This window comes from Salisaeta longa DSM 21114 (genome assembly GCF_000419585.1).
GTDB lineage: Bacteria > Bacteroidota > Rhodothermia > Rhodothermales > Salinibacteraceae > Salisaeta > Salisaeta longa.
The window spans coordinates 153,608-175,702 of the sequence record NZ_ATTH01000001.1; the positions used below are offsets into that span (position 1 = coordinate 153,608).

General features: G+C 65.1%; 18 protein-coding genes. 13 read left to right on the plus strand and 5 right to left on the minus strand.

Annotation, left to right across the window (positions count from 1 at the left end):
- Positions 1 to 5: 5 nt before the first annotated feature.
- Genes SALLO_RS0100700 through SALLO_RS0100710 form a run of 3 tightly spaced genes read right to left on the minus strand, consistent with a single transcriptional unit; the run spans position 6 to position 1,969 of the window.
- On the minus strand, positions 6 to 1,130 hold the full coding sequence (locus SALLO_RS0100700; protein WP_028566744.1) for a PP2C family protein-serine/threonine phosphatase: 1,125 nt from the start codon (positions 1,128 to 1,130) through the stop codon (positions 6 to 8).
- On the minus strand, positions 1,109 to 1,552 hold the full coding sequence (locus tag SALLO_RS0100705) for an ATP-binding protein (RefSeq protein ID WP_028566745.1): 444 nt from the start codon (positions 1,550 to 1,552) through the stop codon (positions 1,109 to 1,111). Before SALLO_RS0100705 ends, SALLO_RS0100700 begins: the two co-directional genes overlap by 22 nt.
- 45 nt (positions 1,553 to 1,597) lie before the next feature.
- Positions 1,598 to 1,969, minus strand: coding sequence for an STAS domain-containing protein (locus SALLO_RS0100710; protein WP_022834416.1), 372 nt, complete (start codon positions 1,967 to 1,969; stop codon positions 1,598 to 1,600).
- A 375-nt stretch (positions 1,970 to 2,344) separates the two neighbouring features.
- Here SALLO_RS0100710 and SALLO_RS0100715 point away from each other — a divergent pair, with 375 nt between their 5' ends.
- The 6 genes from SALLO_RS0100715 to SALLO_RS0100740 all read left to right on the plus strand — a co-directional run bounded on the left by SALLO_RS0100715 (position 2,345) and on the right by SALLO_RS0100740 (position 8,372).
- A complete protein-coding gene (locus tag SALLO_RS0100715; protein WP_169577860.1) occupies positions 2,345 to 3,235 on the plus strand; it encodes a metal ABC transporter substrate-binding protein in 891 nt (296 codons plus the stop codon).
- A gap of 41 nt (positions 3,236 to 3,276) precedes the next feature.
- Complete coding sequence (locus tag SALLO_RS0100720) at positions 3,277 to 5,031, plus strand: TonB-dependent receptor (protein WP_157621126.1); 1,755 nt, start codon at positions 3,277 to 3,279, stop codon at positions 5,029 to 5,031.
- A 146-nt stretch (positions 5,032 to 5,177) separates the two neighbouring features.
- On the plus strand, positions 5,178 to 5,375 hold the full coding sequence (locus SALLO_RS0100725) for an HU family DNA-binding protein (protein WP_022834419.1): 198 nt from the start codon (positions 5,178 to 5,180) through the stop codon (positions 5,373 to 5,375).
- A 167-nt stretch (positions 5,376 to 5,542) separates the two neighbouring features.
- Positions 5,543 to 7,126, plus strand: coding sequence for an SPOR domain-containing protein (locus SALLO_RS0100730; RefSeq protein ID WP_022834420.1), 1,584 nt, complete (start codon positions 5,543 to 5,545; stop codon positions 7,124 to 7,126).
- Between the two features lie 97 nt (positions 7,127 to 7,223).
- Complete coding sequence (locus SALLO_RS0100735; protein WP_022834421.1) at positions 7,224 to 7,928, plus strand: MotA/TolQ/ExbB proton channel family protein; 705 nt, start codon at positions 7,224 to 7,226, stop codon at positions 7,926 to 7,928.
- A gap of 42 nt (positions 7,929 to 7,970) precedes the next feature.
- Positions 7,971 to 8,372: an ExbD/TolR family protein gene (locus SALLO_RS0100740; protein ID WP_022834422.1), complete on the plus strand. Its 402-nt coding sequence runs from the start codon at positions 7,971 to 7,973 to the stop codon at positions 8,370 to 8,372.
- A gap of 134 nt (positions 8,373 to 8,506) precedes the next feature.
- Here the strand turns inward: SALLO_RS0100740 and SALLO_RS0100745 are convergent, their stop codons facing one another.
- Positions 8,507 to 9,262: a YebC/PmpR family DNA-binding transcriptional regulator gene (locus SALLO_RS0100745; protein ID WP_022834423.1), complete on the minus strand. Its 756-nt coding sequence runs from the start codon at positions 9,260 to 9,262 to the stop codon at positions 8,507 to 8,509.
- 144 nt (positions 9,263 to 9,406) lie between these two features.
- On the opposite strand from SALLO_RS0100745, the gene hemG reads away from it, so the two are divergent.
- The gene (hemG, locus tag SALLO_RS0100750) at positions 9,407 to 10,804 is read left to right on the plus strand and encodes a protoporphyrinogen oxidase (protein WP_022834424.1); all 1,398 of its coding nucleotides are present in this window, start codon (positions 9,407 to 9,409) and stop codon (positions 10,802 to 10,804) included.
- Positions 10,805 to 10,810: 6 nt separating this feature from the next.
- Here hemG and SALLO_RS0100755 read toward each other — a convergent pair whose 3' ends face one another.
- Positions 10,811 to 11,788: a ring-cleaving dioxygenase gene (locus tag SALLO_RS0100755; protein WP_022834425.1), complete on the minus strand. Its 978-nt coding sequence runs from the start codon at positions 11,786 to 11,788 to the stop codon at positions 10,811 to 10,813.
- 241 nt (positions 11,789 to 12,029) lie between these two features.
- Here SALLO_RS0100755 and SALLO_RS14290 point away from each other — a divergent pair, with 241 nt between their 5' ends.
- The 6 genes from SALLO_RS14290 (at position 12,030) to SALLO_RS17495 (ending at position 22,088) form a co-directional block, all read left to right on the plus strand.
- Positions 12,030 to 13,205, plus strand: a complete 1,176-nt coding sequence (locus SALLO_RS14290) for a glycosyltransferase family 4 protein (protein ID WP_022834426.1) — start codon at positions 12,030 to 12,032, stop codon at positions 13,203 to 13,205.
- Positions 13,202 to 14,635, plus strand: coding sequence for a glucose-6-phosphate isomerase (locus tag SALLO_RS14295; protein WP_022834427.1), 1,434 nt, complete (start codon positions 13,202 to 13,204; stop codon positions 14,633 to 14,635). The genes SALLO_RS14290 and SALLO_RS14295 overlap by 4 nt, the downstream gene beginning before the upstream one ends.
- Positions 14,636 to 14,637: 2 nt before the next feature.
- Positions 14,638 to 15,768: a glycosyltransferase family 4 protein gene (locus SALLO_RS14300; RefSeq protein ID WP_022834428.1), complete on the plus strand. Its 1,131-nt coding sequence runs from the start codon at positions 14,638 to 14,640 to the stop codon at positions 15,766 to 15,768.
- Complete coding sequence (locus SALLO_RS0100775) at positions 15,765 to 16,940, plus strand: glycosyltransferase family 4 protein (protein WP_051141235.1); 1,176 nt, start codon at positions 15,765 to 15,767, stop codon at positions 16,938 to 16,940. Before SALLO_RS14300 ends, SALLO_RS0100775 begins: the two co-directional genes overlap by 4 nt.
- A complete protein-coding gene (locus SALLO_RS14305) occupies positions 16,937 to 18,175 on the plus strand; it encodes a glycosyltransferase family 4 protein (protein ID WP_022834430.1) in 1,239 nt (412 codons plus the stop codon). Before SALLO_RS0100775 ends, SALLO_RS14305 begins: the two co-directional genes overlap by 4 nt.
- 415 nt (positions 18,176 to 18,590) lie before the next feature.
- Positions 18,591 to 22,088 carry a PA14 domain-containing protein gene (locus tag SALLO_RS17495; RefSeq protein ID WP_022834431.1) on the plus strand — a complete coding sequence of 1,166 codons (3,498 nt, stop codon included), beginning with the start codon at positions 18,591 to 18,593 and terminating at the stop codon, positions 22,086 to 22,088.
- The last annotated feature ends 7 nt before the right edge of the window (positions 22,089 to 22,095 follow it).

Consider the following 22,095-nt stretch of genomic DNA (forward strand, 5'->3'; position numbering starts at 1 on the left):
CCCGGTTACGCGTCGAGGCGTCCCAGCCAGAAGGCAAGTACGTCGTCGGTGAACTGCTCTTTGTTGCTGCTCGCAAGAATTTCGTTGAGGAGCCGATCGACAGGGGCCTCGGGACGATCGGTCCAGGCCGAGAGGTGGTCGAGCAGGCCGTCTTCTCCCAAAAATTGACCATCGGCCATCGGGTGCTCCGTAAGACCGTCGGTGTAGGTAAACAAGGCATCGCCGGGCGCAAGCGTGCGCGACACATCGTGGTACGTCGCGTCGGGCTCCAGCCCCAGCAGCAGGTCGCTCTCCTCTAGGATAGCGACGGCATCGTTGCGGTAGAGCACGGGGCGGCAGTGGCCCGCGTTGGCATATGTAATGGTGTGCGTATCGGGCGCCCAGTGGATGAGCAAGAGCGAGGCGTAGGTCTCATCCAGCACATTGTCTTCCAAAAAAAGCGTGTTGAGCTTCTCGAGCAGTGCGCCGGGTGCGTGCGTGTCGCGAACCAGCGAAAGCAGCGTGCTGCGCACATAACTCAAAAAGCTAAACGCATAAAACTTAGCGCGCACGCCCTTTCCCATCACATCGCCGATGGTAAAGAAGTATGTGCCGTCGGAAAGGCGCGTCCAGTCGAACAAGTCACCGCCGCCCTGCTCGAATGAATCCGTGTGGAAGTCGAGCCGGTAGCCCTCTACGGCGGGCAACTCCTTGGGCATAAGGCGCTCCGAAAAGTCGCGGCTCAGCTCCGCATCCAGCTGCTCCCGAAACATCGTGGTGCGCTCCAACAGCCGTTGCACCCGCGAAAGCAAGCGCTCCATGTCGAACGGCTTGGTGATGTAATCATCGACGCCCAGGCGTCCGCCCTCGCGGCGCGCCGGCTCATCGGCGCGTGCGGTGAGAAAAATAAAGGGGATGGTGCGCGTGTCGCGGTCGTTTTGTAGCGCGTCTTGCAGTGCAAACCCGTCCATCTCCGGCATCATGATGTCCGAGATGATAAGATCGGGCGGCGATTCCTGAACGATGGCAAGGGCTTCCTTTCCGTTTGCGGCCGTACGGACGGTGTAGGGGTCTTGCTTCTGCAAGCGGTAGCGCAGGAGCTCGCGCACCGTCGCGTCGTCCTCAACAATTAGTATAGTGTGCTCAGCCATGGCTCATGATCTGCCGTAATAGAAAAGACAAAGCGATAATAGCCCTCGGGCGTGGACCGGTAGTCGCAGAGTGTGGTGCAGGCATCAATGATGAGCAGCCCCATCCCGCGGTCGGGAAGGGTGGGAGCCATCTGGCGCTGGCGCTGCAGGTGGGTCTGCAAGTCAAATCCTTGCGAGTTGTCTGTCAAAGCACAAAAAAAGTGCCGCGCATCGGCTTTTGCCCGCAAACAAAGGTGCGGAGGGTGCGACGGGAAGTGCGCATGCTGCATGAGGTTGGCAATCCACTCATGCAGCACGAGGCGGGCATAGTGAAAGGCATGCGAATCGGGCGGCAGCGGGGCCTCTGCTTCTATGGTGCCCGTTACGCGCCGCATATCCTCAAGGGCTATCTCCAAATCGTGATACTCCATAGAAACACGCATAACGCCCTCAGGAGCCGTTTTAAGAGTAGCTGGACCATGGAATGACTAAGCGACAGCTTGGCGTGCCTCCCGTACGGTATCAAATTGCTGAAACACTTTATAGGTACGGGTTAGCTGGACGACGACTTGTACCGATTCCGAGACATCTGCAAAAACGACGTGTCCCTCCTCCGGCGAGATTTCCCGGTACAGTGAGAAAATTGAACCCAGCCCGGTAGAATCAAGCACCTCGGTTTTCGAAAAGTCCAGGATAAACTGCCGAACGCCGTCTTCAACGTACGACTGAAAGGTGTCCTTAAACTCGGGAGCGTTACGAAAGTCTAGCGTTTCGCCCATATGCACAACAACCGTATCGGACGAAACGTGGTCTACATTGAAAGCCATGGGGGGAGCGCATTCAATCAACAAACGATCCATAGGGTACGGCGCATGACAAGCCGACGGAGTCCTGCATGCCGCATATGTCGGTAAGCGCATGCGCCGCTCGTGCATCCTGTTGCCAATTGCGTAGGACAACCCATAAGAGAGACACATTGTGCGCGCAAACGCATCACGCAGATGTAACAGATACGAGAATATAGGAAGTAGTTCGGTCGATTGAAACCATATGTAGCTAAAAAAGAAGCGGGCATAGGCGAAAGCGATTCATAGGCGCCCCGTGTGTTCTTTTGCGTGATGGTATCACATGATATTCAACCTGTGCGGGTAGAAAGAACGCACGAGCGGTGGGCACCATCGTTCAAATGCCTCGTTTGGCCATCTCCTCATGCTGTTTCTCTAGTGCCGCGTTTCATGTCTTTTGCTCGTCTGCTAATTATTGTCGGGGTGGTTTGGGTGCTTAGCGGATGTGAGAGTCCGGACACTGCTCGTCCGGTGCGGGTCGTGGCCAGCACCCCCACGGCGGCCGCGCTGCTCCAGCCGCTGCTGCCCGACACGGTGGCCGTGCTGATGCCCGCCGGCGCCTCGCCGCACACCTATGCGCCCCGCCCCTCGGATGCGCGCCGGGCCGAGCAGGCGCTGGTGGTGCACCTTGCCGATGCGTTGGACGGATGGGCCACGGACCTCTCGGCCGCGGCGCACCTTGCGTTGTTTCCGCTGGTGCCAGATACCCTGCAGCTGCGGGCCCCCACAGCTGTGGCCCACGAGGCCGCCCACCGTGCAGCAAAAGACCCCCACTTTTGGACCGACCCCCGCGCGGTGGCCGCGCTCATCGCACCGTTGGCCGATACCCTGTGCGCACACGGCGTAGCTCCGTGCGGCCCCCTCCAACAGCGTGCCGCCCAATGGCAGGCGCGCCTCGACACGTTGCACCGCACCTGGCAAACCGCACTGGCACCCGTAGCTGGGCAGCCGGTGTTGCTAACCCGCCCGTTCTTTCGTTATTTTCTGAACCGATACCGCATTCCGCTGGCCGGGATCGTTACCCTCCGGCACGGCGTAGGCGCTTCGCCCAAGCACCTGCAACAACTGATTGCGCGTGCCAAGCAGCTGCGCCCGTGCGTGCTGTTCGGCCTGCCCGAGCCGCCGCCCGGTGCGGCGCGCGCTGTGCTTGCGGCGGCGTCCTGCCAATGGGTGCGCCTCGATCCGTTAACGGGCGGACACGAGCGGTCCACGTATGCACAGCTGATGCAGCACAACGTGCAACAAGTGCGTGCGGCTCTCGGTGCGGCCCGTCGCCCTTAATGGACGGATTCTGTGCTTTTGCTAACTTGCTTCGCTCTGCTATGCCGTGTCTTCGGTCTCTCGCGTTGTGCTTCGTGCTCGTCTTGGGTGGATGGGTTGTAGGGGGCGTTGGAAAGGGGCAGCAAGCGTATGCCCAACAAACCGACCCGGCCGATGACCCGTCGTCGGCCAACCTGCCCGACCTGTCGCCCCAGCGCTTCGAAATACGGGGCACGCGCGAGATCAACTTCCCAACGATTGAGCGGCAGCCGCTTACAGGATTTGAAACGCCGCCCGCCGTGCCCCCAGCGCCCGCGACCCATCGGCCGTATGTAGGCACGTACAAGCAAGAACGCGCAACGCTTCCCCAAAATCCGCCGGCGCCGCCCACCACCACGCCCCTCCGCCTCGCCAGTGCGCCGCCGGCGTACGGCACGCTCGCGGCCGCCGGGGGGCTGTACCTCACCCGCGCAGTAACAGGACACGGTGCCGTGCCGCTGGATGGCGCCACCGCCCTCCTCATCGACGCAAGCTACACCGGGCGTAGCGGATTTCAGCCGGAGGGATCGCCGCTCGAAGCCCAGAGGGATGCTTTCAACGGGCGCTTGGGCTTATCGAGCACGGGAGGGCAAACATCTTTTGACGGCAGCGTCCACGGATTTTGGGATCAGTACGTGCTCTACGGCCTGGAGCCGCCCGGGGCGCTGCAGGAAACGCCGATGCGAACGGGCGGCGGCGGGGGCACAACGCTCGCGCTGCAGCACACGGGTGCCCTGCAGATCGAGAGCCGGCTGACGTACGACGTGGGCCAGTGGTCGACCGATGGCACCGCCACCACGGCGCCCTTCACAGCGCAAGACCTGACGTTCGATTTCAATACCGGATTTACCGTTGCGCAGCGTCCCGCGCGCTTCACGTCGAGCCTGCACGCACGCGGCCTCGACGGTGCCAGCGCGTTTTCCGGCGATAGCTTTGGCGCCGACCTTGGCCTTGCGGCGGGGCTCTTTCAAGCCGGCGCACTGCGCGTGTACGGTGGTTTGCAATGGCTGTACTTCTCGTCGCTTCGCGGGCCGGTCGGGGCAACCCCCGGGCGCACCACGGGCTCCTTTCTGGCGCCGCGCTTTACGGTTTCGTGGCAGCCCCGAGCGGCGCTGGGCGTGTATGTGCAGAACCGTCCGAGCCTGCAGCCAACCACGGTGCCCCATCTCTTTGCCGAAAGTCCGTACCTGAACGGAGCGCCCATTGTGCAGCCCACGCTCGAAACCACGCGCCTGGAGGGCGGCGTCCGGATTGCAGCGGCCCCCGTGCGGGTGCGCGCCTTCGCCCGGTACCGGTACGCCCCGCACTTTCGGTTCGTAACCCGCGATACCCGGCAATTGACGACCGGGCTCTTTCGTTTGGGCTACGAGTCTGCTCAGATTATTGAAGGCGGGGCCTCCGTGGCGCTCGAAGGCGGGCTGCCGGTACAGGCTTCATTGGGGATTACCCTCCGGCGCGCGCGCCTCACCGAACCCGACCTCGCCGTGCCCAACGTCTCGCCCCTTACCCTCGATGCGCTGGTGGCCTATCCGTTCATGGACGATGCCGCTCGCGTCGCCCTGCAGGCTACCGTGGCGGGGGCCCGCTATCCGGGGCTCGCGCAAGCCGAACGCACCGGCGCCTTCATCGACCTCGACGTGGAAGGCAGCTATACGCTACAGCCCGGTATCCGTATCACCGGGGCCCTGCGCAACATCATCCCCGGCGCGCAAACCTACTGGGCGGGCTACCCGCAGCCCGCGCCGGTACTCATGGGAGGGCTCCAATTCGTATGGTAGCGGCCCGCCGCCCAACGGCATTTCTCGGCCGGTTGCATAAAATCTGTTGCTTCACTTTTCTTTTACAGTGCGTATTTGTTACCCTGTAAAGTGTAGCGTATTGGTCGCGCAAATTGTTCGGATCATGGGTTTTCTCTCTTAGCGATATGCCTTCGGCAGAAGAAATTATCGAAGCGCTCTCACGCGTCACCCGGCGCGAGCTGGTTGAAGGGCGCTCCGTGTACTTTCCCAAGCTTGGCCTGTTGGAAGTTACGCATCATGCCAGCGAAATCAAGAAGGATGAGGACGGCCGGCCGTACATGGCGCCGCCCCGCGACGAGGTCGTCTTTACGCCCGATCCGTAGGCGCCGCGCGCATGATTTTGCGTGCTGTTTGCTCCGTTCGCGTGCCGGCGCATCCGCCAAAGAGGCTGTTGCCGCACACCTGGCGGAGCCCGCGAAGGACGTACAACCAGCGTCTGATAATTTGCCCCGTGTAACACGCATCCTGCCCATTACCGGACGTTCCGGCTATGTCTCTTTCTGCTCTCCTTGCCGAAGAACTCGAAATCTCCGAGGACCAAGCGCAGGCCCTGTTGGAGTCGTTTGCGGGCGAAATTAAGCAGCGTACCGATCGGGGCAAGACCGTGCGCGTACCCAAGCTCGGAACGTTTCGCAAGGCCGCCGGGCGGCTCGCGTTCGAATCGAGTCCGTTTTTGGCGCGGTCGGTGAACCACGAGTTTGCCGGCTTAGATGCCGAAGAGGTCGCGAGCGACGTGCCGGCCGATGAGGAGCACACCGCTGAAACGCTCGCGCGTGGCCTTAAAACCGGGGCGTGGGCAGCGGCAGCGAGCTCCAAGACGTCCAAGAACGAGAGCGAAGAATCGGCAGCCGCGGCGGCCGAAGCGACAACCGCGGAGGCGCCGGACCGCCCGGCACCCTCGGAGCCTGCGGTCGATACGGAACCATCGGCCGAACCTGCGTCCTCGGCATCCGAAGGTGCTGAAGAGGCCTCCGCGCGTCCCGATTTGTCGGACATGTACCCGGTGCTGGGCGGCAGTGAACCAGCGGACGAGACACAAGCGTCCCGCAGCGAGCCCGCGCCCGACGAGCCATCATCTACAGACGCGGTGTCGGATCCTGGCCCGCCGCCGTCTTCGACGTCCACCGAGAATGCAGCAGGGCCTTCCCCCGAAGAGACCTCCGCGAAAGCGAATGCGGCAGGGGATGAATCACCGGACGAGCCGAGCGCGTTCGAGGACGATGATTTCGATGAGCGAACAAATTTCTGGGCAAGCGACGACTGGGATTTGCCGTCTTCTTCAGCAGCCAGCGACGATTCATCATCCGGCGATGCAGCCACCGGCGCCGCAGCCCCTTCCGGCACGGAGGAGCGCCAGCCCGAAATGCCTGGTGCCTCGGCCCCTCCAACGCCAGCGCCCGATGAGGCTGCGGGAAGCGACCGTGCGCCGCAGCCAAGCGATGCGCCTGCGAAACAATCGGGCATCGGGTGGGGCACTATCACGGCATTGCTCCTTGCCGTTGTGGTGTTAGCGGGCGGCAGCTGGTTTGTGCTCGGGCAAGCCGGGGTGGTGCCCGGTCCCGAAAACTTGTGGGCCGAATGGCAGGCGCCAGCAGATGTATCATCCCCAACCGCTCAACCGTCCGCGTCCGGTTCGTCAGGTACGTTATCCAACCAGGCTGCGCCCGCTGCCGCTACGAGCGGTACGCCAGCCGTATCGCCCGGTACATCGGCCCCACAAGAGACGACCGCGACATCGCGTGCAGCTCCCGAGGAAGCATCTGCACGTTCACCGGCTGTTTCGCCTGCCCCGGCGGTGCGCCCGGGTGCGCCGCTCGAATTTGCAGAAACAGCTGAGGGGTGGACGCTCATCGTGGCCTCGCGCACGAGCAAAGCAGCGGCAGAAGCATTGGTGACGCGGTATCGCGAGCAGCTGACCCTCGACGTGCCCGTCGGCGTTATCACGGCAACCGTTGATGGCGTCACGCGGTATCGCGTGGGCATCGGGCAGTTGCCCTCACGAAACGATGTGACCGTCTTGCGCGAACGCCTGAGTGGTCAGGTGCCCTCGGGGGCATGGCCGCTGCGGCTGTAAGGGCGCTGCAGAGGCCCACCGGGCAGCGGGGTGAGGCACCCGGAGCGCCGCTGGTCTTTCCCACTGAATGTTTCGATTCTCACGTACTTCCTTGTCTATGATCGTTTTTCTTCAGGCCGTATCGGCCGTGCCGGCCGACTCGGCCGCCGCAGACTCGCTTCGTACCGCCGCGTCTGCTACCACGTCTTGGCTCGACCTGATCATGCAGGGCGGCTGGGTGATGGTTCCGCTCCTGCTCCTTTCCATTGCAGCTCTGTACCTGTTCATCGAGCGGTTGTGGGTGCTTCGGACAGCCGAGGCCGACCCGGAAGAAGCGATTGAGCGTGTTCGATCGTACGTGGTGCAGGGCGACATTGACGGGGCGCTGCGCTACTGCGCGCAGCGCGATGTGCCCATCACGCGCATCATAGGGCATGGATTGGACCGCCTGGGCCGGCCCATCGCCGAAATTCAGGATGCGGTGCAGGCCGCCGGGCGTCACGAGACGTTTGCGCTCGAAAAACGCACCAACATGCTGGCGAGCATTGCAAGCACGGCGCCCATGCTTGGCTTTTTGGGCACGGTGCTGGGCATGATCCGGGCGTTTCGGGAGATCCAGAACTTGCAGGGCAACGTAAACCCGAGTGTGCTTGCCGGTGGCATCTGGGAGGCCCTAATCACGACGGCCTTCGGACTTCTTGTGGGCATCGTGGCGCAGCTGGCGTACAACTACCTGATTGGCCACATTCACCGCCTCACCAATGACATGGAGCGCTCGGCCACCGACTTCATCGACCTCCTGCAGGAGCCAACCGCGCCGTAACGGCCGGTGCCACGCGCCCTGTCGCCTCATTCCCTGTTTGCTATGCCGCTCGATTTTTCGCCCGACCGCGAGCCCCTCACCACCTTCAGCCTGGCAGGCATGACGGATATCGTCTTGCTGCTGCTGGTCTTTTTCCTGCTTACGTCAAACTTCATCCCGCAGATGGGCATTCAGGTGACGCTGCCCAAGGTGGACACCTCGGCCCCGGTGGAGTCGGAGTTCGTGCAGGTGGCGCTGACCGAGGAGGGGCAGTTTTACGTAGATGGCCAGACCGTGCCGCGGCAGAGCTTGGTGCAGGCGTTGCGGCGCGTGAAGGGCAACAAGTCGACGCTCGTGCTGCGGGCCGATCAGGGCGCAACGATTGGGCAGTTTGCCACCGTGGCTTCGGCGGCCCAGGCGCTCAACCTGCGGGTGCTCATGGCCACCGAACGGCGCTCGTCCTAGGCTGCGTTTGTAACCCCCGCGCGGACTGTGCCCAGTTGTCCTGCAGCATTGTAGGGGAGGTCGATGTTAGGCTAGCTGCTTGTGAAGGATAAGCCTCATCTCAGGCAAGCGCGCACAAGGAATCACGGGGGGCGCTATTCCTCATCGGCAGTCAGGGCCAGCGCATCGCCGTCGTGTGCCAAGGTCGTGTACACCGCGTCTACGTCGTCGAGGTCTTCAATCGCCTCCACCAGCTTCATCACAGACGCCTTGTCGTCGTCCGAGAGCTGGAGCGTGGTGGTAGGAATGCGGGTCAGCTCGGCGCTTTCCGGTTCGAGGCCCGCGTCTTCAAGGGCGCCCTCCACGTCGGTGAAGGCATCCACCGAGGTCGTAATGACGAATGCGTCGTCGTCCGTCTGCACGTCCTCTGCCCCGGCTTCCACCGCCAGCTCAAACAGCGTCAGCTCGTCGGTGGCATCGGCGGGCAGGACAATTTCCCCTTTTTGCTCAAACAGGTAGCCGACGGAGCCATCCTTGCCCAGGTTGCCGCCGTGGGTGCTAAAGAGATGCCGCAGGTCGGCCACGGTGCGGTTGTTGTTGTCGGTCATGGCCTCCACAAATACCGCAATGCCATGCGGGCCGTACCCTTCGTAGGTGGCGGGCTCGTAATTCTGGCCCTCCAGCTCGCCGGTGCCGCGCTTGATGGCACGCTCGATGGTGTCCTTGGCCATGTTTTCGGCCTCGGCCCGCTCAATGGCATTCGCCAGGGTGGCGTTCATGTCGGGGTCGCCCCCGCCCTCGCGCGCTGCGGTCGCAATTTCGCGGGAGAGGCGCGCCCACACCTTCGACTTCTTCTTGTCTTCCTTGGCCTTCTGGCGCTTGATCTTCGACCATTTATTGTGTCCTGCCATGCCGCAAGAGGCGTGTTTGAGTGAAACTGACGTGCGTGGTATACGCCGTGTGCGGCAGCGCGTTCGATACGCGGGGGCTGAACGTTTGGCGACATGACGGCGTACCGCAATCAGCCGATGATGAACGCAAACGAATAGACGTTTATGGCGCGTATTGGAATCATAGGGGCCGGCATCGCTGGGCTTACGGCCGCGTATCAGCTGCAGCAGCAGGGGCACATGGTGCGCGTGTGGGAAGCGCGCGGCGTTGCGGGTGGGGCCATCCGGTCGGAGCGCACCTCGGACGGATTTTTGGTGGAGCATGGGCCCAACTCCCTGCGCGCTACAACGCCCATAGTGCCGCGGCTGCTTGAGGACCTCGGGTTGGAACGCGCGCGCCTGTCCGCGGCGCCTGCGGCGACCAAGCGGTTCATCGTGCGAGACGGCACGCTGCGCCCGTTGCCACTCTCGCCGCCCGCGCTCCTTACCACGTCGCTGCTGTCAACGCGGGCCAAGCTGCGCCTGCTGCGCGAGCCGTTCGTCGCAGCCGGGGCGCCCACCGCCGACGAAACGGTGGCTTCGTTTGTGCGGCGGCGCCTGGGGCCCGAGGTGCTGGCCTACGCGGTTGATCCGTTTGTGGCTGGCATCTTTGCGGGCGATCCGCATCGCCTCTCCCTGAAGCATGCGTTTGGGCGGCTGTATGAGATGGAGCGCACGCATGGGTCGCTGCTGCGGGCGGCCCTGCACAGCGCACGGACGGGGGCTACCGACGATGCGTCGACGGCCACCGACCGGCGTATTTTCTCGTTGCGCGATGGGCTCCAGATGCTGCCGCACGCGCTCGCCGACGCGCTTGGAGAGGCCATTCGGTACGAGGCGCCGGTCACCGCGCTTCGCCAGATGCCCGACGGGACGTGGACGGTGGCAACCGAAACGGACGCGACGCAGGTGAACGCTCTTATTAGCACGGTGCCGTTGCACGCGCTTGGGTCGATCGATTGGGCACCCGCGGTGGACACGTCGCCGCTGCAGCGGGTGCCGTATCCGCCGGTGCGGGTGGTAGCGCTTGGCTTTCGGCGTGCCGACGTGGCGCATCCGCTGGATGGCTTCGGCATGCTGGTGCCGTCTGCCGAGGACCAGTTTCAGATTCTGGGTACGCTTGTCTCATCGACGCTCTTCCCGGGGCGCGCGCCGGCGGGGCACGTGCTGCTAACGACCTTCGTGGGCGGCATGCGCCACCCGACGCTCGGCGCGGCTTCCGATGCAGCAGTGCGCAAGGTGGTGCTCAACGATTTGCAGGCGCTGTTGGGCGTGCAGGGGGCCCCGGTCTTTGAGCGCTTCATCGCGTGGCCGCGCGCCATCCCGCAGTACACCCTCAACCACGGGGCCGCGGTGCGTACGCTGGAGCAACTCGAAGATGTACATCCGGGCCTCTTCTTTGCGGGAAACTACCGGGACGGCATTTCGGTGGGCGATGCCATGGCGTCGGGGGAAGACGCGGCCCGCCGGGTGGATGCGCACCTCGCCGGGGCCGATCGGGCGGTTGCAGCCACCGGTCCGTAGCCCGCGCTACTCCGATGCCCGCGCCGGCGTCGGGCGGGGAATAGTGAGCGGCGGCAGGGCGGCCTCAATCTGGTCGCGCTTCTCCTCCAGCCACGGCGGCAGGATAAGCGCCTCGCCCAGCGCATCGGCGGCCTCGTCGCGCGTGAAGCCGGGATCGTCGGTGGCCAGCTCAAAAAGAGCACCGCCAGGCTCGCGGAAGTACACCGAACGGAACCAAAATCGGTCGATCTGCTCGGTGGGGCGCAGGCCGGCGTCTTGCACGGCCGCACGCGTCGCTAGCTCGTGCGCATCGTCGCGCATGCGCCAGGCAATATGATGCATGCTGCCGGGCCCGCCGCGCGAGCGCTGCTTGTTGGGGTGTAGTTCAATGTCTACGATGCTCCCCGAGTGGCCGCCGCGGCTGCTGTATCGGTGCCATCCGTTCTCCTCGCCCAGTTTCTCGAAACCCATCACGTCGGTCAGGAGCGTTTCGGTGGGGCCGAGTGTGCGCTCCCAGAGGCGGGCGGCGTGCATGCCCTTAATCTGGTGCGTAGCGGGCACCGGGCTGTCGGTCCAGGGCGCGCCGTCGCGGGCATCGTCGGTTGCAACAAGCGCGAGCCACAAGCCGTGGGGGTCAACAAAAGGCAGGGTCGCCTCGCCAAAGCGGGTCTCGCGCTCACGCACCGTAACATCGTGCGCACGCAGGCGCTCCTCCCAGTAGTCCAGGCTTCCGGTGGGCACGCCAAGCCCCAGCTCTACAATCTGTCCTACGCCGGGTTCGCGGCCGGGCACGCCGGGCATCGGAAAGAAGGTGAGATCGGTGCCGGGCGTTCCGTCGCCATCGGCATAAAACAGATGGTAGGTGTCGGGGGCATCTTGATTCACCGACCGTTTGACAAGGCGGAGGCCAAGGACGCCCACGTAGAAATCGATGTTTTCCTGCGGGTCGCCGGCAAAGGCTGTGGCGTGATGGAGGCCGCGAGGGGCAAGGGCAGCGTCGGACATAGACCTGGAGGCCGCGTGGTGAACGTGCAGAGCATGCCTGTCCACGTGTGGTGAAAGACGGCCGTTCCGCGCGTCACAAGATTGATGCGAGTGTGCAGCGGGCCGAACCGCGTGCGCCATTTCTACCGTCTGGATACAGCGAAAAGCGACAGCACCACCATCCACACCCGTGGTGAGCAGCGGGCAGGCGGGCGCTATGTTGCATCTGCGTTTCCCCGTTTCCCCCGTTGGATGGAGCACCATGCGCATTGACCTTGTATTTCCGGCCCTTCCGCCGGCCCTCGACGGCATTGGCGACTATACCGCTCGTTTGGGGCAAACGCTGGCATCGGCGTGTGCCGTGCACATCTGGACGGCCCAAGACGACGCCCGCGCGGTGCCAGGCGCGCTGCTGCACCTGGTGCCGTCTATGGCCAGCAGCCGCGGCCTGTCGCACCTGGTTGAGGGCATTGCCGCCGATCCGCCCGATGTGCTTGTGGTGCAATACAACCCTTTCAGCTACGGGCGTTGGGGACTGAACCTGCACCTAGCGCCGGCCCTGCGTCGCCTCAAAGCGCGCTGCCCGCGCCTGCACCTGGCGCTGATGGTGCACGAGCCGTTCGTGCGAGTGGAAAACTGGCGGTTCGCCGTCTTTACCACGTGGCAGCGGCTTCAGTTTTGGCGGCTCATGCGCACGGCCGACACCGCGTTCGTCTCTATTGCGCCCTGGGTGGATCGCTTTCAGCCCTGGTTTCCGGCAACCCCCATCCACCACTTGCCCGTCGGGTCGAACATGCCGCACGTGCCGTGCAAACGGGCCACCATGCGCGACCGCTTGATGATTGCGCCCCAGGCGACGGTGCTGGGGGTGTTTGGCAGCGCCCACCCGTCGCGACTGCTTGGGATGGTGAACGCCGCGGCCGCACGGCTGGCGCGTCAGGAACTGCAGCCGGTGGTGCTGTACATAGGCGCCGCGGGCGCAGCCGTGCAAGACGCGTTGACTGCCGATGTGCGCCTGATCGACGCCGGCGCGCTTCCGGGCGACGACGTGTCGCGGCACCTGGCGGCTGTAGACGTTTATCTCGCGCCGTTTGCCGATGGCGTGTCGACGCGCCGCGGCTCCTTTTTGGTCGGGCTGCAGCACGGCCTGCCCACCGTAAGCACCGTAGGACGCGACACCGACGCCATGCTGCGCACGGCCAACGGCACGGCCTTCGACCTGGTGCCCGACACCGACGCGGAGGCCTTTGCGAAGGCCGTTGAGCGCCTGGTGCGCTCTGTAGCGCTTCAAGAAAAACGCCGAAGCGCCGCCTCCGCCTTCTACAGCAGCCACTTCACGTGGCCGCGCATTGCGGCACGCCTGCTAGACAAGCTGCCGCTGCCCACACCCTCCGTCCCTTCGATAGCGCCGACGTGCGTCTCGGCTCTTGCCCCATGATCGCTACCCCCTCTACACGGCTGTCGCGGCTTACGTTCGATCGCTCGCGGGCTACGCTGCTCGCGGGCGGCGTAATGGTATTTGCCACGTGCATCCTCGCGGCCATCTTTTACACGCCCTTTGTCTTTCAGCTCAACTATCTCATCCCGATGGTTGCGCTCGGCATCGGCGGGTGGCTCTACCTCACCAACCCAATGCTGTATCTGGGATTTACGTGGTGGATGTGGTTTATCGCGGCGCTGCTGCGCCGCTTGGTGGACTGGCAGGTGGGGTACTACAACCCGCTCAGCTACATCATCCTCACGCCGTACCTGCTGTCGGGGCTTTCGCTCTTCACCATGCTGCGCATCCTGCCGCGCCTGCTTTCGTCGGCCTTTCAGCCGTATCTGCTGGCCCTGGCCGGGGTGCTGTATGGCTACCTGATTGGCATTGTGCGCGTGGGCCTGTTCGCAGCTACGTTTGGCTTGTTGGAGTGGATTGTGCCGCTGCTGCTGAGCATTCACCTGGTCGCGGAGTGGAAGCGTTACCCGATGTACCGAAGCGTGGTGCGGTCAACGTTTTTGTGGGGCGCGCTGTTGATGGGGGCCTACGGCATCTGGCAATACTTTGCGATTGCGCCCTGGGATGCGATGTGGATGACCTGGTCGGGGATGAACTCCATTGGCCAGCCCGAGCCGCTCATGGTACGCGTGTTTAGCACGCTCAACTCGCCCGGGCCGTACGCGGTGGTGATGATGGCGGGCCTCGTGCTGTTGTTTGACGGCCGCGGCTCACTCGCGCTCCTGGCCATGGCGCCGGGCTACGTGGGCTTTATGCTGTCGCTGGTGCGCAGCGCCTGGGGCGGCTGGATTGTGGCGCTGGGATACGCCGTCTACCGCCTGCATGGCAAGCACCGCATGCGCCTGCTCGTATTGCTGGTGCTGGGCATATTGGCCGGCTTGCCCATGCTCATGCGCGGCGCCATGTCCGAGCAGGTCGGCGCGCGCGTCGAGTCGATGGGCAACCTGACCTCCGACAACAGCTTTGACGCCCGCACCGATCTCTACGCCATCGCGACCGTGCAGGCCCTCACGACGCCGTTAGGGCTGGGCGTTGGCAGCATGGGCAAAGCCACCAAGCTGGAAAGCGGTGAGGTCTACAGCTTCGATAGCGGCCTTTTGGCCATCCCGTACACCCTGGGGTGGCTGGGCACCGTGTTTTACGTGGGCGGGCTCGGACTCTTGCTGTGGCGCGTGCTGCGCGTGTCCTCGCGCGAGACCGATCCGTTTGCGGTGTTGGCCATCGCGGTGGCGGTGGCCATGGTCGCGCAGCTTGTCTTTTCCAACCAACTGACGGGTCTGGGGGGCATGCTCATCTGGAGCTTTTTGGCCATGGCGCAGGCCTCACGATACTATTACGACGCCTACGATCCGGCACCGGAGGAGGGCTAACCATGCATATTGCCATTGTAACGCCTCGTATTGTGACGGGCGACGGGCAGGGTCGCGTAAATCATGCCATCGCCACGGGGGCACTGGCCCGCGGGCACACCCTTTTGTGCGTGACGGCAGCGCTCGACCCGGCGCTCGCGGCACACCCATCGGTCACATGGGCCCGCTGCTCCATCGACCGCTACCCCACCGCCTTGCTCAACGAGCTGGTGTTTGCCGCCCGCAGTGCCCACTGCCTGCACACGGCCACGCCGCGCCCCGATGCGGTGCTGGCCAACGGTGCCATCACGTGGGCGCCAAGCGATCTGAACGCGGCGCACTTTGTACACAGCGGCTGGAAGCAGTCGCCCTACGCCGCCCTCGGGCAGCAGGGCCTGCACGGCTGGTATCAGTCGGCCTATACGGCCCTCAACGCCTGGTGGGAGCGCCGGGCGTTCCGGCGCGCGCACCGGGTTGTGGCGGTGTCTGAGCGGGTGAAGGCCGAGCTCCTCGCGGCCGGCGTGCGCACACCCATCGACGTCATTCCCAACGGCGTCGACCTGTCGACTTTCCACCCGGGGCCGGCCGACCGGGCGGCGCTCGGGTTGCCAACGGGCCCGCTCGGCGTGTTCATTGGCGATTTGCGCACGCCGCGGAAAAACCTCGATACGGTGCTGCGCGCCCTCACCCGTCAGCCCGCGCTTCACCTGGCCGTGGCCGGGCGGGTGGAGGGCAGCCCCTACCCGGCGCTGGCCGAACGGCTGGGCGTCGCATCGCGGGTGCACTTTCTCGGGTTCCGCTCGGATGTCGACGCGCTCCTGCGGGCGGCCGACGTGTGCGTGTGCCCGTCCCGCTACGAACCGTTCTCGCTGGTGGTGCTGGAGGCCCTGGCCTCGGGCTGCCCGGTGGTGACGAGCGCGCCGGTAGGGGCTGCGCCGCTGGTGCAGGGGGCGGGCCGCGTGGTGACGGATCCCGAAGATGATGAGGCGCTGGCCGAGGCCCTTGCGGCGGTCTTGGAGCGGGCGCCGGAGTATGCCGCGCAGGCCCGCCAAACCGCCGAAAAGCATCCGTGGTCGATCGTTGCCGCGCAGTACCTCGACCGTCTCGAACACCTTGCCGTTTCGTCCGACGCGCTCATTCCCACCTACGCATGATGACCCTCGTTTCTTCTGTTGCGCCGGCGCCACCGGCCACACTGCACGCCCTCCACATCGGCATGAACTGGTTGCCCGAGCGCCCCGGCGGCGGGCTGGATCGGATGGTGCACGGATTGATGACGCACCTGCCGGAGGCCGGTGTAGCGACCCGCGGACTGGTAACGGGCCGCCCTGCGATCGACGACCACACGGTGCGGGCGTTTGCGCGCCCCGAGGCGCCTTTGCCGCAGCGCCTGTGGGCCGTCCGGCAGGCGTTTCAAGCCGCCGCTGCCCACCACTCTCCCGACGTCGTCGCGGCGCACTTTGCGCTGTACGCGGCCCCGCTGCTCCCCTCCCTTCAGGCGCCGCTGGTGATGCACTTTCACGGCCCGTGGGCCGCGGAAGCCCAGGCCGAGGGCGAAGGAACGTGGGGCGTGGCTTTCAAGCGCCGCATCGAGCAGATGGTGTACCGCCGTGCCGCGGCGTTCATCGTGCTTTCGGACGCCTTCCGCGATGTGCTGCACACCAGCTACGGCGTTCCGTACCCGCGCATTCACGTGGTGCCGGGCGGCGTCGCGGCCGATCAGTTTGCTGTAGACGGCCCGCCGCGGGCTGCGCGCCATCGGCTGGGGTGGCCCACCGACCGGCCGATCGTGCTGAGCGTGCGGCGGCTCGCGCATCGCATGGGCCTCGAACGCCTCATCGATGCGGTTGAGCACGTCCGTACCCGGGTGCCCGATGTGCTGGTGTACATCGCTGGCAAAGGGCCGCTGCAGCAGGTGCTTGAGGCTCGCATCGCCGCCCGCGGCTTGTCCGACCACATTCGCCTCCTGGGCTTCGTGCCCGATGCCGACCTGCCCTACGCCTACCGCGCCGCCACCCTTTCGGTGGTCCCCACCGTGTCGCTGGAGGGGTTCGGCCTGATCACGGTGGAGTCGATGGCTGCGGGCACGCCGGTCCTCGTTACGCCTGTTGGCGGATTGCCCGAGACCGTGCGCGGCCTCGACCCGGGGCTGGTGCTGCCCGATGCGTCGACGGGGGCGCTCGCCGACGGACTTGCCCACGCGCTGCAACACCCGCACCTTCTGCCCACCGCTGCTGCATGCCAGCAGCACGTGCGGCGCACCTTCGACTGGCCGGTTATCGCCCGGCGCACCCGCTCTGTGTACGAACAAGTTCTTTCGTCATGACACCACGCATCCTCTTTCTGGATCAATCCGGAGCCCTGGGCGGGGCCGAGCTGTACCTGCTCGATGTCGCGCGGGCCTTTCGGGCCACAAGCCGGGTCCTCTTGTTCGATGACGGGCCGTTCCGCGATCGCCTCGCCGGCGCCCACATTTCTGTGCGCGTGGCCCACGCCGGGGCGGCCCTTCACCAGGTGCGCAAGCGCGGTGCGGTGGGCGCGGCGCTTCGAGTGGTTCCGGCATTGGTGCAGCTTGTGCGCACCGTGGCGCGCGAGGCGCAAGCGTACGATGTCATCGTTGCCAACACGCAGAAGGCCCTGCTCGTGGGCGCTCTGGCCGGATGGTGGAGCGACCGCCCGGTGGTGTGGAACCTTCACGACCTCCTGACCGCCGACCACTTTACGTTGCTGCATCGGACGCTGGCGGTGCAGGCAGCCAACTGGGGCACGGTGCGCGTCATTGCCAACTCCGAGGCGAGCAAGCAGGCGTTTCGGGCAGCGGGCGGACGAACGCCCGTGCAGGTGGTGTACAATGGCATCGACCCGGCGCCGTTTGATGCCGTTACCGATGCCGAAGCCACCGCGTGCCGCGCGCAATTGGGCCTTCCGGCGCACGCGCCCGTCGTCGGCGTGTTTAGTCGCCTGGCCGAGTGGAAGGGACAGCATGTGCTGGTGGATGCCTTGCGGGATGTGCCCGAGGCCCATGCGCTCCTCGTGGGCGACGCGCTCTTTGGGGGCGACACGTCGTATCGCGACGTGCTCCAGGCGCGCATCCGGGCGCACGGCCTCAGCGAACGGGTCCACCTGCTTGGGTTTCGGGACGACATCCCCACGCTGATGAAGGCGTGCGACATCATTGCGCACACCTCGGTACAGGCCGAGCCGTTCGGCCGCGTCATCGTGGAGGGGATGCTCGCCAACCGGCCCGTGGTGGCCACGGCCGCCGGCGGGGCCCTCGAAATTGTTGACGACGCCCAGACCGGCTGGCTGGTGCCCCCAAACGATGCCCACGCCCTGGCCGACCGTCTGCAGTGCATCGTGGCCCACCCACGCGCCGCCGCACAGGTGGCGGCCCGCGGACAAGCGCACGCCCGCCACGCGTTTTCTATCGAGCGCATGGTGCAGGGCGTGCGGCGCAGCCTGCCGGGCCCTGCAACGGGCGATAGGTTGCGGCTCGTCTTACAAGACGCCCCGGCACACCCTGCGCCTCCGCGCCGCCAACGGACGGCGCAGAGCGATTAACAAAAATGTCACAGGATTGGCGCGGCGCAAAAATGCAATGCGCGTGGGATGATTTCACCGGCGCGGCTGGCGGCCGCCCGTCAGCCAACCGGCGCGGGCGCGGTTCGCTGCAGTAAATCTGTAGACCTATGGAGCATTGATACCGCCGCCCACACGAGGGACGGGCCGGCTGGGCAAAACCTCCGGGTAATTTTGGATGTGTGGGGCAGAATACTCCGTTACCGGCTCGTTGCGGCCGTCTGCTGGCGAAGCGCTCGCCTGCGCGGTGCTGCGGATTGGCGCGGTCCTTGGGTGCAACCCTGCATGATGCCACAGCGCATCGTTGCACCGTGTATTCCACGAAATTAGGAGATTGCGTATGTTCAGCGGGGGATTGTTTGCATCAGGAGGAACGATTGCACTGCTCATCGGGGGGATGAGCGTGCTGGGTGGCGTGGCGTGGTGGACCTGGCGGCGCTTGTCGGGCACCGGACAGCTGGCGCTGCTGATGGGCGGCGCCGTGGTGACGTTGTTATTTGCGGGGGCGTTTCGGCTCTCGTGGGCACCGGCTTCGAACACCGTCACCCTTCCGATTGAGGTCATTGGTCCCGACGGCTACACCGTCGATGTGCAGGTGAACGCGTCGGACGTGTCCAACGTGGAGGCGCTGTACTTGCGTGCCTACTCCATTGGCTACCCGTACTGGTACGCCGAACCGCGCGGCTACACCGTTGACAAGGCCTCCGTGCGCCTTAACAACGGCCCGTGGGTCGACATCAACAACGCAACCGTTGACTGCATCGACTCGCAGGCGTCTCTGCGCTGCGTGGATGGGCCGTTGCACACCATTCGGTTTACCGTGCCCATTGAAGCGTTGGGTGCCCCCAACGACGGTGCAAACGTGATCAGCTTTCGGTTCAACTATGCGCATCCGTCGGGCGAGATGGGCGACCCCTCGACGGGCTACCGCATCCTCGACATCGAATTTCGGACCGCAAGCGGGGCCAATGCGATTGACAACACCACCTTTCGGTGGGACGACCCGGGGGCATGGGGCGCGCCCGACGGCTTTGGCTCGGCGGCCGACGTGCGCGCGGGCGAGGAGCTGTGGCACCAGCGCAGCCTCCTGATTGACGGCTGGGACGGCGAGAACATATGGGCGTCGTGCGCCGATTGCCATGTCGACAACGGCTACGACCTGGCGTACTTCGCCTTCTCCAACAAGTCGATCGTCCAGCGGTCGCGCTTCCACGGCCTCTCCGAGCGGCAAGGAAAGCAGATCGCGGCATACATTCGTTCGCTCAAGATCAAAACCACCGACGGCCGCACCATCGACCCGCCGGGCCGCCCGTGGCATCCGCCGTATCAGCCCGGTCCCACCGCCGCGGGCTCGCGTCCCGAGGGCGCGCCGCGCACCCAAGGCCAGGGCTTCGATGCGCTTGACCCGGTGCACTGGGCCGCGGGCGCCGGGCTCGACTGGGTGCTCGACTCCAACGATGCCATGAAGCGCCACGTCTTTCCGAATGGCATCACGCCGGAGACGTATCCCATATCGGGGGACATCAACATGCGGCAGCTGCCGGTGAACATCCAGATGCCCGACTGGAACGAGTGGCTGCCGGTGCACCACCCGGTGGACGTGTGGGGCGATCAGTTTCGCAATCACGAGGTCTGGGATCACTACGCAAACGACGTGCCCGACCTCATCTATAAGGCGAAGAACTACAACGGACGCCTGGGGAAAGCCGAAGTCGCCGTGGAGCGGCTGTGGAGCGGGTTAGAAGTGGGCCGCGACGAGTTTAAGGGCAAAGATGTACCCGCGCCCTACGATGGCTATGCCGCCAACCTCTCGCGGATGCAGTGGGCGCTGACGAAGTCGTTTGAGGTGATGCACACGAACCACTTCGAGCACCGCGCGAAGGAATTGTATGGAGCCAGCGCCGAGCCGCTGCAGTGGTTCTCGTCGTCGCGCATCTTGTTCGACCAGGCGCCGCACATCCAGGAGCTCACGCGGCGCAGCGATCCGAACATGCGCAACATCAAGGGGGAGCGCTCGGGGGTTGCGTGGAAGTTCTTTACGACCGCGTGGTACCAGCACCAGCTCACGCTCAATCCGGGGTCGGCCATTAGCACCGACATCAACCCGATGGATTGGCGCTACCACTACATGTTTATGGCCGGCGTGAAGAATCCCGAGCCGCACGCGTGGCGCTACATCGCGTCGTTCCTCAAGATTTTGTACATCGCCGACAAGATGCCCGAGGGGCGCATGGACGAGGAGGCGGAAGGGTGGTACCACCGGCACACGTCGCCCTCGCTCATCGACCTGCAGCACTTCTGGCCCAACCACTCGCTGGAAGGCGGCATCGGATCGGACGCGTACCGCCGCGTGCTCAACGTGGCGATGTCGCTATACCGCGAAGGCATGGCGCCGGAGGATCCGAACAACTGGGCGCGCCGCACGGGCGATGCCGGCCTGGAACCCGAATCGTTCGACCCGGAGCGCATTTACGGCGGCATCGGCAACGACGTTACGGCTGCCAATCACTGGTACACGAGCCTCCGCAACTTTGGGGAGTACGGGGTGGCGTATTCGCTGCTGCGCCCCATGGCCGAGTGGGCTGAGGAGGCCTGGCCCAAGGGCGACTGGCTGGACCTGATTCGGCCCTACCGCGACAATCCGGGCGTAGATGCCGGGAACGGTTCGCCGAACACCGCGCCGGCGGTGCAATTTGCGCAACCAACCGACGGGGCGACGTTCACCGCGCCGGCCACGATTGGGCTGGAGGTGCAAGCCAACGATGCCGACGGCTCGGTGGCGTCCATCGAGGTGTACGCGGGCGCCACCCGCATCGCAGCGTCTGGGTCCGGAAGCCTCAGCGACGCCTGGTCGGATGTGGGCGCCGGGACGTACACGCTGCGCGCGGTGGCCACCGACGATGACGGCGAGACGACCGAAACGTCGGTGACGATCACTGTGGAAGCGGCCGACGGGTCGCTAAGCGGCACGGGCGTGCGGTACGCCGCCTACACCGGCGCGTGGGAGGCGCTGCCCGATTTTGGCAGCCTGGCCCCGGCCCAAACCGGCACGACGAACAACTTCACGCTGAACGTGCAGCCGCGCGACAACAACTTTGCGCTCCGCTACACCAGCTACCTGAAGGTGCCCGCGCAGGGGACGTACACGTTCACCATTGCATCCGACGACGGCAGCCGCTTGGCTATCGACGGGGCGGTGGTGGCCGATAATGACGGCATCCACGGCGTAAAGGAAGCCTCGGGTACGGTTGAGCTGTCGGCGGGCTTTCATGCCATCACCGTGGCTTACTTTGAGGCCACGCAAGGGCAAGCGCTCGCGGTCGAGTGGGCGGGCCCCGGCATCACCCAGCAGCCCATCCCCGACGCCCGCTTGTACCTGAGCCGTCCCGACGCGGTCACGCAGTCGGTCGACCTGCAGGCCGGATGGAACCTGGTGTCGCTCGCCCTTCGCCCCGACGCCCCTGCTCTTGCGACGCTGCTGCAGGGCACCGGCGTGGCCATTGTAAAGGACGAAGCCGGTCGCCTGTACAGCCCAGCCTACGGGCTGGAGGCCTTTACAGCGTGGGATCCCTCCGAAAGCTACCTGCTGTATGCGGCGCAAGCCGCAACCCTCACCGTGCAGGGCACGGCGCTCCCCACGGATGCGCCCATTCCGCTCACCAAAGGCTGGAACTTGGTACCGTACCTGCCCGCGAGCGATTTGCCGGTGGCCGAAGCGTTTGCATCGCTGGGCGACGCCCTGGTGGTTGTGGAAGACCCCGCAGGCAATTTGTACCGTCCGGGCGCGGTCAACGACATTGGCACCGTGCGCCGGGGCCGCGGCTACAAGGTGTACGTGAATCAGGGCGTCACGCTGACGTATCCTGCAAGCGCCACCACAGCTTCCGCAAATTAGACATACG

Excerpts from the sequence above, each read along its gene's own strand:
- SALLO_RS0100710 (WP_022834416.1), bottom strand. The coding sequence starts at position 1,969 with ATGGATCGTTTGTTGATTGAATGCGCTCCCCCCATGGCTTTCAATGTA.
- SALLO_RS0100735 (WP_022834421.1), top strand. The coding sequence starts at position 7,224 with ATGATCGTTTTTCTTCAGGCCGTATCGGCCGTGCCGGCCGACTCGGCC.
- SALLO_RS0100725 (WP_022834419.1), top strand. The coding sequence starts at position 5,178 with ATGCCTTCGGCAGAAGAAATTATCGAAGCGCTCTCACGCGTCACCCGG.
- SALLO_RS14295 (WP_022834427.1), top strand. The coding sequence starts at position 13,202 with ATGATCGCTACCCCCTCTACACGGCTGTCGCGGCTTACGTTCGATCGC.
- SALLO_RS14305 (WP_022834430.1), top strand. The coding sequence starts at position 16,937 with ATGACACCACGCATCCTCTTTCTGGATCAATCCGGAGCCCTGGGCGGG.
- SALLO_RS14290 (WP_022834426.1), top strand. The coding sequence starts at position 12,030 with ATGCGCATTGACCTTGTATTTCCGGCCCTTCCGCCGGCCCTCGACGGC.
- SALLO_RS0100775 (WP_051141235.1), top strand. The coding sequence starts at position 15,765 with ATGATGACCCTCGTTTCTTCTGTTGCGCCGGCGCCACCGGCCACACTG.
- SALLO_RS0100740 (WP_022834422.1), top strand. The coding sequence starts at position 7,971 with ATGCCGCTCGATTTTTCGCCCGACCGCGAGCCCCTCACCACCTTCAGC.
- SALLO_RS0100700 (WP_028566744.1), bottom strand. The coding sequence starts at position 1,130 with ATGGCTGAGCACACTATACTAATTGTTGAGGACGACGCGACGGTGCGC.
- SALLO_RS0100705 (WP_028566745.1), bottom strand. The coding sequence starts at position 1,552 with ATGCGTGTTTCTATGGAGTATCACGATTTGGAGATAGCCCTTGAGGAT.
- SALLO_RS17495 (WP_022834431.1), top strand. The coding sequence starts at position 18,591 with ATGAGCGTGCTGGGTGGCGTGGCGTGGTGGACCTGGCGGCGCTTGTCG.
- SALLO_RS0100715 (WP_169577860.1), top strand. The coding sequence starts at position 2,345 with ATGTCTTTTGCTCGTCTGCTAATTATTGTCGGGGTGGTTTGGGTGCTT.
- SALLO_RS0100755 (WP_022834425.1), bottom strand. The coding sequence starts at position 11,788 with ATGTCCGACGCTGCCCTTGCCCCTCGCGGCCTCCATCACGCCACAGCC.
- SALLO_RS0100745 (WP_022834423.1), bottom strand. The coding sequence starts at position 9,262 with ATGGCAGGACACAATAAATGGTCGAAGATCAAGCGCCAGAAGGCCAAG.
- hemG (WP_022834424.1), top strand. The coding sequence starts at position 9,407 with ATGGCGCGTATTGGAATCATAGGGGCCGGCATCGCTGGGCTTACGGCC.
- SALLO_RS0100720 (WP_157621126.1), top strand. The coding sequence starts at position 3,277 with ATGCCGTGTCTTCGGTCTCTCGCGTTGTGCTTCGTGCTCGTCTTGGGT.
- SALLO_RS0100730 (WP_022834420.1), top strand. The coding sequence starts at position 5,543 with ATGTCTCTTTCTGCTCTCCTTGCCGAAGAACTCGAAATCTCCGAGGAC.
- SALLO_RS14300 (WP_022834428.1), top strand. The coding sequence starts at position 14,638 with ATGCATATTGCCATTGTAACGCCTCGTATTGTGACGGGCGACGGGCAG.